This is a genomic window from Acidobacteriota bacterium (assembly GCA_016208495.1).
GTDB lineage: Bacteria > Acidobacteriota > Blastocatellia > Chloracidobacteriales > Chloracidobacteriaceae > JACQXX01.
On record JACQXX010000136.1, the window covers coordinates 34,563 to 46,320 of the forward strand.

Here is an 11,758-nt window from a genome sequence, read left to right on the forward strand (position 1 = left end):
CTGTTTTTCAACCCCTGACCCCTGATTTCCATGTCGTTCCTCGATTATTTTTCTGGACATTCTGATTTGTATCGGTCGGCCCGGCCAACCTACCCGGACGAACTCTTTGCCTGGATTGCTTCGCACGCACCAGGGCGTGAGCGTGTCTGGGATTGCGCCACCGGGAATGGACAGGCGGCGGCTGGGTTGGCCCGGCATTTTGAAATGGTTTTGGCCACGGATGCGAGCGCCAGACAGCTTGCCAACGCGGTTCAGGTCAGCAATGTAACCTACTCGCTGCAACCGGCTGAAAATACACATTTTCCTGACAATTATTTTGATGCGGTGTGTGTGGCGCAGGCACTTCACTGGTTTGATCATGACCGGTTTTATCCGGAGGTGCACCGGGTGTTGAGACCAGGCGGTATTTTCGCCGCCTGGGTGTATAGTGAAGTGTTCGTTCATTCGATGATTGATCCAATTCTACAGGAGTGGATTATCACGGTGATTGCTCCGTACTGGTCGCCTCAGAATGTCCATTCGCACAATGGCTACCGTGATTTACCCTTTCCTTTTGAACCAGTTGAAGCGCCGCGATTTGCGATTTGCGTTGACTGGAACTTGCCGCAGTTGATGGCTTTTATTGAGACCTGGTCGGCGACGCAAAAGCTTATTTCCGAGCAGGGAACTGGTTTTTTGGAACTGGCGGCAACGGAAATCGCTGAACAATGGGGAGATCCAGCGAGCCTTCGACGAGTTGAAATGCCGATTGCACTACGGCTGGGGCGCATTGGGGGGCAGGGGCCAGGGGGCAGGGATCAGGGAAATCCAATTTTTCCAGTTCGTTAACCTCTTCACACTGGAGTTCTCCATGTCAGAAACGAAACCATCACTCTCAAAGGCCGAAGACCCATTTACTGAACTTTATTTTGCCAATCCAGCGATCTGGGCGATTGTCTTGCTGCCAGGGGTGTTTTTGGGAATGACCGCTATTTTCCTGATTGCGATGTGGGACCGGTTGCCGGGACGGTGGGTAATTCATTGGGGTGCCTCCGGCCAGCCAGATGGCTGGGCGACCAAAACACCGTTCTGGGTATTTTTCCCGATTGTTTTTGGGTTTGGGTTGTGGTTGCTAATCAATTGTCTGGGATGGATTACCGGGACGCTCCTGCGCAAGCACAAAACACTGCCGGTTGATGCGGCTGCTGAGCTGGCGGTGGCCAATATGGTGTTGATTCACACCCTGGCGGCGGGACTGGCCAGTGTGTTTATGATTCTGGCCGTCTGGTTGCCGCTTGGACGACCCGACAACCCAACCGGAATGATCCTGGTGATCGTTGGCATCCTGGCGCTGGCCATGGTGAGTGGCATTCGACGGTTGGGGACAGTCATTCGGTCGCTTCACCAGCGAAAAATCCCTGGGCTGGAAGGGTATACCGGTGTGCTCTATCGCAATCCGAATGACCCGCATTTGTGGGTGCCAAAGCTTTCGGGGCTTGGCTACACGATCAACTTTGCGCATCCCAAAGGCTGGCTGGTATTTCTGGCCATGATTGGAATTCCCTTGCTCATTGTACTGGGCACTATTTTGTTGCTCGCTTCGGCGAGATAGAAAGTTGGTTGGCTATGGTGAGTGTGCTCTTTGTGTGTACTGGAAATATTTGCCGGTCGCCGTCGGCAGAAGGTGTCTTTCAGTATCTGGTTGATACGGCTGGCCTTAGTGAACAGATCGAAGTGGATTCAGCCGGGACGCACGATTATCACGCTGGTGAACCGCCGGATCGTCGTTCGCAACAGGCAGCAGCCCGTCGAGGCTACAATTTAAGCCACTTGCGCGCGCGCGAAGTCGAACGCGGCGATTTTCAGCGGTTTGATTATCTGGTAGCGATGGACCAGGGGCATTATCGCTACTTACGCGCACTCTGCCCACGCGGTCTTGATCACAAAGTAAAGCTTTTCCTGGACTTTGCTCCGCATTTGAATCTCAAGGATGTACCTGATCCCTACTATGGCGGCGCCCATGGCTTTGAAAACGTGCTCAATTTAATCGAAGAAGCCGCTCGCGGCCTGCTGGCGGAGATTCAGGAAAACCATTTATAGATCGGGGCCTGGGGCTGGAGACATCGGGCCTGGGCCTGAGAAAGACGGCTTGAGCTTAAAATGGAAGGAATGACATGAATCGAATTTGTGTATTTTGCGGTTCAAATCCAGGAACGAATCCAGCCTATGTTGAAGCGGCTGTGACAGTTGGAAACCTGCTGGCAGATCGGGGGCTTGGACTGGTCTACGGTGGCGGACACGTTGGAATGATGGGCACGATTGCTGACGCCGTGCTGGCGCGAGGTGGGGAAGTGATTGGCGTGATTCCAGTTGCGCTGGCGGAAAAAGAAGTTGAACACAAAGGCTTAACCAGACTTCACGTTGTCAAATCCATGCACGAACGCAAGGCCCTGATGGCTGATTTGGCTGATGGTTTTATTGCCTTGCCTGGCGGATTTGGTACGTTCGAAGAATATTGTGAAATCATCACCTGGGCCCAGCTTGGGTTTCATCACAAACCCTGTGGATTGCTCAATGTGGCCGGGTATTACAATCATTTGCTGGCCATGATTGACCATGGCGTGGATCAGAAGTTTATTCGTCCGGTGCATCGCCAGTTGGTGATTGACGACACGGACGCTGATCAATTACTTGAACGAATGGAAGCATTTGTGCCGCCAGTGGTGGATAAGTGGATCAAGCGGGATGAGACGTAGCTCTGGGGTTCAGGGTTCAGGGTTCAGAGGTCAAGATTCAGGGTTTTCGAATTTAGATTCTTTTCATCCTTTTCGTCCTTTTTGTCTTTTTCAGGGAGGGAATCATGAGCGCAAAGTTAAAGCCGATGCTGAGTTTTGAGGAATATCTTGCTTTTGAACGGAAGGTGATTGATCGGCACGAGTTTCTGGATGGGCAGATTTATGCTATGGCGGGGGAAAGCCTTTCGCACAACCGGATTTGCGCTAATCTCATCGGTGAACTTCATGGCCAACTTAAAAGAAAAAAGCATCAGGTACTTTCACCAAACATGAAAGTTCGGAGCGGATCCTATCTGGTCGGGCGCCGAATGACAAAAGGCATGTTTTCTTATGCTGACGCAACCGTGGTGTGTGACCAACCGCTGTTTCACGACGAACACCAGGATGTGCTTTTAAATCCACGGGTTCTGTTTGAAGTGCTCTCACCATCCACTGAAAACTTTGATCGGGGTGAGAAATTTCACCGCTATGCCCGCCATCTTGACAGCCTGACGGATTACGTCCTGATTTCCCAAAACCAGCCGATGGTTGAGCATTATCATCGCCAGGAAGATGGGACGTGGCTCTATCGAGTCACAACTGGCCTCACCGATTTTTTCGAACTCCCAACCATTGACTGTCGGATACAACTCTCGGATCTCTATGACCGGGTTGAATTTCCATCGGTTGAAGAAGATCTGGGTGATGCAGAACTCGAAGACACGATTGAACCAAGCTAAAAGGGTTTAGGGTTCAGGGTTCAGGGTTTCAAAACAGAAAAATGCTTTGTTTGCTACCAGCAGACTTTGCAGCATTTCAAGATCTAAACTTCGAAACCCTGAAAATGTTTAACCTTATGACCCCTGGTTTCCAAACCCTGAACCCTGAACCCTGAACCCTGAACCCTGATTTCTCACTTTCCTCCAGCCTTCCACACCACCACTTCGCGATTTCGGCGGGCAAAGTCAAAGAGCCCAGGCGCCTGTACCCGCTGCTCGACAACAACTCGTTGACGTTCTTCATTTCGTTCGAGGATTCGTCCCTGAGCATCTGTCACCAGAACCTGGGGTTTGTTTGCGGATGGATTGTCGGCAAAACTCGTCACGGTACCGAGTTTGATTTCTTCATACAATTGCGGAACGCGCACCACGCCGTATCCAAGCCATTCGGCCAGGGTGATGCGGCGATCTTTTGGGTTGAAATCTGCCTGATGGGCTTCGATTCCATCGTGCATCAACGAATAGGTCAGCAGTCCATGTTGAAGGCGATTGTCTTCGAGCGCCACATTGTCGGCCTGAGTCGCGGTCAAAATCCGCATGCCTTTGTCGTAGGAAAGCTGCCCCAGTCCCCGGCTTCCCATTGGGCCTGGTTTAAAGCCTCCACCTTCGACGGCGGCAGCGGACTGGCAGGCATCAATCACCATTGTGAGTTCTCCGGCGTCAATGTCGCGCAGCCAGCGGGTCAGTTCGTCGCTTGAAATACAGCGGGATAGAAACGCTTTTGACAAAACTTCACTCTCGCCAGTATCGCTTGGCACCAAATAAAACACACCGTCCGCATCAGCGTAGCCATGACCGGCAAAGGCAAAAATCACGACATCTTCGGGGGTTGTGGATTGTAACTTTACGGCGTTCGGGATGGTTCGCAATTGTTCATGGCTGAGTTTTTGGCCAGCCAGTGCCTCAATCACGGCTTGAAGGTTCGCTTTGGTGGCGAAATCCACGGATTTTTTGTTTTCCACAGACTTTTCCACAGCTTCGGAGGTCAGCAACACCGGGACCACTTCTTCATAGGCTCCTGACTGACCAAGCAAATTCGTCAATGTGGATTGAATTCGCCGGGCGTCGTTGGCGGCATAGCGGAGATTGAGTTTCGGGTGCTGATTGGTATTGACGCCAACGGCGATCACATAGGCCCGTCCGCGAGCTGGTGTTACGGTGGATGGAATCTTGAATGTCTGACGGGCAGTGGCTGATTTCACCCGGTCTACGTTAAACGCATAGGCCGAAAATTCGACTTCTTTCACGTTGCGTGAGCGTGGAAGTTTAATCCCTGCAAAGGTTAACGTGGCTTTTCCGGTCGCCGGATCAACTGATACTTCGCCGTTGTTTTCAGGCGCGTAGCCGACCAGTTGCCCATCTCGAAACAGCCGCACGTCATACACCCCGGTCGTTTTCTCAAGTTTTTGAGTGCCCCGCTGGATGGTGCCGCTCATTCGGGCGACTTCAAGCGTGATCTTGACCGTTTGAGGTGAATCTGGGGTAATTCCAGTAATGGCAATATGTGGCTGAACCCGGTTGAGCGTTGTAATGTTTGGAATTGCCGGAAGGGATTCGCCAGCCAGCAATCGGGCCAGCAGGCGAGGTTCATAATACTGCCGGAGAAAAATCTCGGGTGCCAGCGGGCGGGTTGGTTCATCGGGCGCGATCCAGTGAATGCCTCGAATCTGATCGGGGTTGTTGGTATCAAAGCGCCCATCAGGGGTCAATACCAGCCAGTCACCAGTTTCAAATGAGGTCAAACACGCAAGTTCCGCGCCGGTCTGGACACTCCAGATTCGGGAAGTACTGTCAAAGCTTTGTGAAAGCAGTAACTGGTCATTGGCAAAAAACTCGACGGCGCCAACCGGCCCCACGTGACCTTTCAAAACCCGTAGTTGAGTCCCAGTCGCGGCATCCCACAAGCGGATGGTTGTGTCCCAACTATTGGTGGCAATGGTCTTGCCATCGGCTGAATAAGCAACTGCCTGGACATAAGTTGAGTGACCTTTGAGGTGACGAACCAGCTTTTCGGTTTCGAGATCCCATACCTGCACATCAAACAGCGTGGCATCGTCCATTGAACTGGTGGCCACAACCATCTGTTTTTTATCAGGTGAAAAGGCGATGTCCTGTACCCAGGTGTTGCCATCGGTACTCACCAGCAGCTTTTTCAAAATCCGGCGTGACATCAAGCCCTGCACATACACCAGCAGTTTGCCGCTTTCGTCCGGCTCAATGGCATAGGCAATCTGGGTACAATCCGGGGTAAAAGCAATCGGCGCATCAAGATTGGATGTTTTCTTGATTTGCATTCGCTCTTTGCCGGTGGCGAGATCAAACATCCGCACGGTGAAATCAAAACTGTTGGTAACCAGATATTTGCTGTCAGGTGAATAGGCAACGGATGAAACATCATCGGTGTGGCCAGTCAGCGTCAGGAGCTGGTTTCCAGTCTGGATATCCCAGATTCCGACATTTCCACGACTCGTTGCGGCCAGGAGTCGGCCATCCGGCGAAATTTTGGCATCTGGCAGCAAGATTTCATAAGCGGAGGTGCCCACTTCGACGGCTCGCCCGGTGGCGGCATCTCGCACAAATACAGCGTTTCCCTGAACGGTTGCCACTTGCAGCCCCGCTGGTGTGATGGTTGTTCTGGCAACGACGCTTGGATTCCCATTCAGGCGGCTGACTTCGGCGCCGGTGGCCGTGTCAAGAATCCGAACCACTTTTTCCTCAATCACCGCTTTGAGTTTTCCATCCGGGGACAGATAGGCTTCCGGGCGGAGGTCTGGTTCACCTTTTCCACGTTTGCTTTCAATGATTTTCCCCGTTGCCAGGTCCCACACTTTGCGTGAAATGTTGTTCCGCCAGATGAGGCGGGTTTGATCGAGTGAGAACGAAAACTCACCGCTTTCAATATAATCGCCATCGGTGATTCGAATCCGTTTGACGAGTTTTCCGGTGACCAGATCCCACAACCGAAAACTGAATTCACTGAGTACTACGACCAGCCGTTTATCAGGTGAAATGGCACCGCTGACCCAGCCATCCTGATAGCCTTTGTTGTCAGTGTTGCCGGTAAAGCGTCGGATTTCACGCCCGCTTTGGACGTCCCAGACAATGGCGGTGCCATCCATCCAGCTTCCAGTCACCGCCAGCGAGCCGTCTTCAGAAAAAGTCACTGAATCAACATCCATCGTGTGCCCGAGTTGCACGACCAGGCGCGGTTGGCTGTAATCAACTTCAACCACTGGATCTTTCGGTTTGGGCTTTGGCGGTTGGGCATTGGTCGAGGATTTGGTCGAAGTTGGCGGTTTCACTGTCCGGGATTGTTTGGGCAAACCAGCCGAGGGCTTCTTTTTTTGAGGTGCGCCCTGAATCAGAAGCGGAATTTGAAAAATAATGAGAGCAAGTGAGAGAAAATAAAAGAAACGATTCATACGTACCACCGCGAAATGAAGAGTGAGTCGTGAGTAGCAGGTAGTCAGAACAAAATCAGGATTTCCCCAGCCTGGCTCTCCAACAAAAACAATATCCGTGGTCCAATTTCTGATGCAACTGCCAGTATTGCCAGCCCTGTGCTCAATCGCATTTGATTAACTTCAGCATAGGTGGTTTCCACTATAGATTTCCAGATAAAGAAACCACGGAATACACGGAAAATAAATCCAGATTTTTCAATAATTTCTGAGATTCCATACAGGCTATAAAAATACAACTTTGGGTGCTCATCATTCAGAACTATTCTCTCTGGATGCTTTGTTTGGCCTGGAACCCGGCGACTTTTTGGGATGGGCGCGTTCACCCTCAAAGCTTTTTAAAAATTCTTGCACGGCTGCCTGATCATCATCAGTGGCTGTGAGAGATCGAAACAATGATTCCAAATCGCGACGATGGGCAGATTGCAGCAATGTCTGAGTTTCACCATCGGCGACAATCGCCCCTTGATTGACGATAATGACCCGTTCGCAAAGCCGCTGCACGACATCGAGCACATGCGAACAATACAAAACCGTTTTCCCCTGGTCGGCCAGACCACGGACAAGATCTTTCACTGTATGCGCGGCGTTGGCATCAAGTCCTGAAAGGGGTTCATCCATCAAAATAACTTCTGGATCGTGGAGCAACGCGGCTGACAGCACGACTTTTTGGCGCATTCCCTTGCTCAAAGTATCAAGCCGGCGATTGCCCTGGTCCGCAATATGAAAGAGTTTCAGCAGTTGATGAGATCGGTCGGCAACCTGCTCAGGAGACATATCGTGGAGCGCCCCAACCAGGGCCAGATATTCATTTCCGCTCAAGGTTGAATACACGGTGCCCAGTTCTGGTACATACCCAATCCGTTTTTTGACCTCAAGCGGTTGTTCTTCAACGGAATAACCTGCCACAACCGCTTTTCCGGAGGTTGGTTTCAGGACCCCGACCAGGATTTTGACGGTGGTTGATTTCCCGGCGCCGTTCGGTCCTAAAAAGCCGCAGACCTGACCTGAAGGAATGTGAAAGCTCACAGCACGAAGCGCCTCAACCGTGCCAAACGTTTTGGTCAGATTGGTAACTTCAATCATGCGGTATCCTCGACATATATGGATTTTCAGAATAAGAAACCGCGGGAATCACGGAATACACGGAAAATAAACCCAAATTTTTCAATGATTTCTGAGGTTTTAACAAAATATAGGCTGAGGAAATTTTTTCCGGAAAGGTATTGGTTTTTCAAAAACATAATGGGTACAGCAACGCTGTACCCATGGCTTTTGGTCATTTCACGGTTCGTTCGAAGTGGAGCTGGGGTTATTGGTGCGCATAGTAGCCACGCCGGGAACGAACCTGGGCATCTGCCACGTTGATGCGGACGCGAATTTTACGGAAACTGCCGTCACGTGTGGTATTGGTCGGATAATAGCCCAGGCTGTAAATGGTGCGCAGCTCATTGGCTACCTGATCGTAACTTCCTTCCAGGTCTTCCACCCGCCGGGCATAAATCACCTTTCCTCCGGTTGCTTCGGCGATTTCCTTCAACTGCCGCTGGGCAACGGCATATCCGCGGGAAATCTTCATCCCAAATTCTTCAATTGCGGCTTCCTCGGTATCAAGGTAAATCGGAAACATAATGGTATCGGTTTCCTGGATCCGGCTCATCAGTTCTTCATAGGTGATATCTGAACCGTCTCCGGGCTGACCGGGCAGCGCATTGTCCACGCCGTCCGACATAATCACAATTGCGTTGCGTTCGCCTTTGACTCCGACCAGAACCGAGTTAATCGTGTAATCAAGCGCGTCGTAGAAATTGGTGCCGCCATCGGGTTCACGAATGCCTTCAATGCGCTGGCGGAGCTTTTGGCGGTCATTGGTGAGTGGCGAAACCAGTCGTGGCGTCGCTGTAAACGTTACAATCGCAACTTTATCTTCCGGACGAGTCGCCTGGATAAACCGCATGGCCGACCGTTTGATCAGATTGATTTTTTCCTTAACGCTTCCGCTCAAATCAATCAACAGCACCAGGTTAAACGGCATCGTCACTGGCTGGAAGTGAACCAGTTCCTGTTGGATCCCATCTTCAAACAAGGTGAAATCCTCTTTGCGCAGGTTGGTGACGGCCTCGCCCGTCCGTTTGCTGACTGCCGCGTTAAGCGTGACGAGGTCGGATTCAATTCGCAGGATATTGTCATCGTCCAGGTCTGCATCTGGGCCTGTGGAAGCCGGGTTTGACGTACGGGGTGACGGTTTAAGCGATTCGGGACGTCCGCGGCCCCCGCCTAAGAAATCATCATCCGCCTGGGGGCGAGCCGGGGCTGGATCTTTCGCTGCGATTTGGATTTGCTGCTCTTTTCCAGGTGTGGTCAGGATGACGTTGCCACGTTCTGAACGACCCATGACCATACCGCCACCTTTTCCCATCGTTCCTTGAAGTGAATGATCATCCCCAGTGCCGAAGGTCTGAACTGTGAGATTGGTGCGGACAACGCCGCGAGCTGAATACAGTGTGACATCAGCGTTGGATTTTTCAGGGACCACGAGTTGAACGTCTCCTTGCACGGTTGAAGCGAGGATACTCGCCGCCGAACCGGAGACTTCGATGTTTCCACTATCGCTCGTAAGGCGAAGGTTGGTGCCTTCGGGGACTGAGAGCCGTAAATCAATACCCAGTCCACCCGCGGGCGGGCGAGTTCGGATCATCACCTGGCTGCCGGCTGTGTCTTCCTGGAACACAATTTCATCTGGTTGCACGGCTGGCCCGGCAGCTCCGTGCCGCCCAGATAACATTTCCATCCCCTGACGGTTGGTCAAGACCACCTGAATATTTCCGCCGAGGTTTTCGACCCGGAGTGTGCACTGTGGTGGAAGGGGAATATTGGTACTGTCGCGCACCTGGCGAGCCTGTCCGTTGACGGTGCTCAACAACGGAAAACTGGTGAAACTCAGCGTAGCACACATCAGAATGCATACCACACGCCATACTTGACCCTGCGAATCACGATTCAAGCAACGCATGAGACCTACTCCCTTTGGAATGAAGAATAAAGTCAGTACCACCTGCGTGAGCGGGTGGGTTTGTTTCGGAATGAAAAGGTGCAGCGAGCACAACTGAGGAATGTTGCATCCGCACGATGGTGTGAGTGACTCAAATCCTGAAAAAGTTGCAAAGGTAAGATGAATGATTTGTTAAAATATTGAAAAGAAACCCACCTGCTCACGCAGGTGGTACTGACTTTATTCATTCTTCATTTGAAAGTGGGGGTGGCGTTTCTCCAGAAAAGCTTTGATGCCTTCGGCAGCATCTGGGAGCGCAAATGCCAGGGCGAACCCATACCGCTCAGCGGCTTCAGCGGCTGACTGGCTGGCTGAGCGTTGGAGGTGCACCATTTCAAAGGCCAGTTCCCGTGATTGTGGGCTCAGCACGAGCACCTGATTGATCCAGGTTTCAAAAGTTTCAGCGGACATCACACCATCAATTAACCGGGCTTGAAAGGCTTCTTCGGCGCTCAGTTCGACTCCGGTGAGCAGGTACTCCAATGCTCGATGCGGTCCGACCCGCCGCACCAGTGGGCCTACGATTGGGACGGATGGCGGACCAGTCAGGCGGGAAAAATGAACTCTGCAGCTCGGGCTTGCCAAAAGCACGGCTGCAGAGAGGACTTCAGGAAAATTTACCAGATTGAGGGGGTGCTCAAGCCAGACGAGAGCGCTTTGAAACCCAGGAGAAGAAGAGAGTTGGAAGGGTTGAACGGCGCAATAGGGCGTTGGTTCACCTTTTTTCTCCTGGAGATCAGCCAGATGGACTGTATGTTTCACTGGGCGTCGCCTTCCTCCGACTTCGAAGCATTAATGGCCTGACGGTAGTATTTTTCAACCAGTTTTTTGCCTTGACGAAAAACCACCCGATCTGACTGAATGGCCTCAACTTCTCCGTTATAGAGCTTCATTCCTTTCCGGACAATCACCGTGCTGCCGTCTTCGGTCCGAAGAAAAGCGGACCTGGTGCCTGAGAGACCGACTACGGTAACGCCTTCAACCACATACGGGCGGCTTTCCTCGCGTGGGCCTTTCCCGCTGTTTGCCAGACGGCGATATGCTTCGACCCGTTGTTCCACTGGCGGATACCCAGGAATGCGTTGAATCGCCGGTGGCTTTGGGGGTTCATCTTTGGGTGGGGTTTGAGCCCCGGTTTTGTCATCTTTATTGGTTTGGGTTGTCGTGGGCGGGTTTTGAACCGGCATTCCCTGTACCGGGTGGATTGTCCCAGTCACCAGAATGAAAAAACCGAATGTAAAACCGGTGATACCTGGGATCAGGCAAGCGGAAGCAAAGATGGTTGACCAAAAACGTTTCATGGGAAGACTCCACAAGGAATTGATATAGCTTTTCAGATAAATATTTCCTCCGTCCGCATTTCATTGGAATCTCAGAAATTAGGGACCCAGAAGAAAATAAAATCCCACTGAAATCGGGTTCAGGGTTCAGGGTTCAGGGTTCAGGGTTCCTAATCCCCCCGGATGTTGTGGGGTAAGCTCAAAAATGAATCCAAAAGCCCTAAAAATGGCCTGTTTTGAGCTGTTTTACCTGTCACCCACAAAAATGTGGTTTAGCTAAGTCCTTTGTTTTCAACATAAGACTAATCACCCCACAAAATCCGGGGGGATTAGCAGGGTTCAGGGTTCAGGGTTTCGGCGATGAAGCAACTGATCCGACGCACGATGAAGACTGGGGAACTGGCGGGTACCATTCAACGTGGACTATTTGGCC

At 51.7% G+C, this 11,758-nt stretch carries 11 protein-coding genes; 5 read left to right on the forward strand and 6 right to left on the reverse strand.

Annotation, left to right across the window (positions count from 1 at the left end; all coding sequences use genetic code 11):
• Positions 1-30: 30 nt before the first annotated feature.
• From HY774_26630 to HY774_26650, 5 genes are all read left to right on the forward strand, one after another.
• Complete coding sequence (locus HY774_26630; protein MBI4752080.1) at positions 31-828, forward strand: class I SAM-dependent methyltransferase; 798 nt, start codon at positions 31-33, stop codon at positions 826-828.
• A gap of 22 nt (positions 829-850) precedes the next feature.
• Positions 851-1,591, forward strand: a complete 741-nt coding sequence (locus HY774_26635) for a DUF1648 domain-containing protein (GenBank protein ID MBI4752081.1) — start codon at positions 851-853, stop codon at positions 1,589-1,591.
• 14 nt (positions 1,592-1,605) lie between these two features.
• Positions 1,606-2,079, forward strand: a complete 474-nt coding sequence (locus HY774_26640) for a low molecular weight phosphotyrosine protein phosphatase (protein MBI4752082.1) — start codon at positions 1,606-1,608, stop codon at positions 2,077-2,079.
• A gap of 74 nt (positions 2,080-2,153) precedes the next feature.
• Complete coding sequence (locus HY774_26645; GenBank protein ID MBI4752083.1) at positions 2,154-2,735, forward strand: TIGR00730 family Rossman fold protein; 582 nt, start codon at positions 2,154-2,156, stop codon at positions 2,733-2,735.
• Positions 2,736-2,839: 104 nt separating this feature from the next.
• Positions 2,840-3,493 carry a Uma2 family endonuclease gene (locus tag HY774_26650; protein ID MBI4752084.1) on the forward strand — a complete coding sequence of 218 codons (654 nt, stop codon included), beginning with the start codon at positions 2,840-2,842 and terminating at the stop codon, positions 3,491-3,493.
• Between the two features lie 173 nt (positions 3,494-3,666).
• On the opposite strand, the gene HY774_26655 is transcribed toward HY774_26650, so the two are convergent.
• The 6 genes from HY774_26655 to HY774_26680 all read right to left on the reverse strand — a co-directional run bounded on the left by HY774_26655 (position 3,667) and on the right by HY774_26680 (position 11,346).
• A complete protein-coding gene (locus HY774_26655; protein ID MBI4752085.1) occupies positions 3,667-6,954 on the reverse strand; it encodes a caspase family protein in 3,288 nt (1,095 codons plus the stop codon).
• A gap of 44 nt (positions 6,955-6,998) precedes the next feature.
• The gene (locus HY774_26660) at positions 6,999-7,232 is read right to left on the reverse strand and encodes a hypothetical protein (GenBank protein ID MBI4752086.1); all 234 of its coding nucleotides are present in this window, start codon (positions 7,230-7,232) and stop codon (positions 6,999-7,001) included.
• A 13-nt stretch (positions 7,233-7,245) separates the two neighbouring features.
• Positions 7,246-8,079 (reverse strand): ABC transporter ATP-binding protein, encoded by an 834-nt coding sequence (locus HY774_26665; GenBank protein ID MBI4752087.1) that lies wholly within the window; start codon positions 8,077-8,079, stop codon positions 7,246-7,248.
• Positions 8,080-8,305: 226 nt separating this feature from the next.
• Positions 8,306-10,006, reverse strand: coding sequence for a VWA domain-containing protein (locus HY774_26670; protein MBI4752088.1), 1,701 nt, complete (start codon positions 10,004-10,006; stop codon positions 8,306-8,308).
• 219 nt (positions 10,007-10,225) lie between these two features.
• Positions 10,226-10,807, reverse strand: a complete 582-nt coding sequence (locus HY774_26675; protein ID MBI4752089.1) for a hypothetical protein — start codon at positions 10,805-10,807, stop codon at positions 10,226-10,228.
• Complete coding sequence (locus HY774_26680; protein ID MBI4752090.1) at positions 10,804-11,346, reverse strand: hypothetical protein; 543 nt, start codon at positions 11,344-11,346, stop codon at positions 10,804-10,806. The genes HY774_26675 and HY774_26680 overlap by 4 nt, the downstream gene beginning before the upstream one ends.
• Positions 11,347-11,758: the final 412 nt, after the last annotated feature.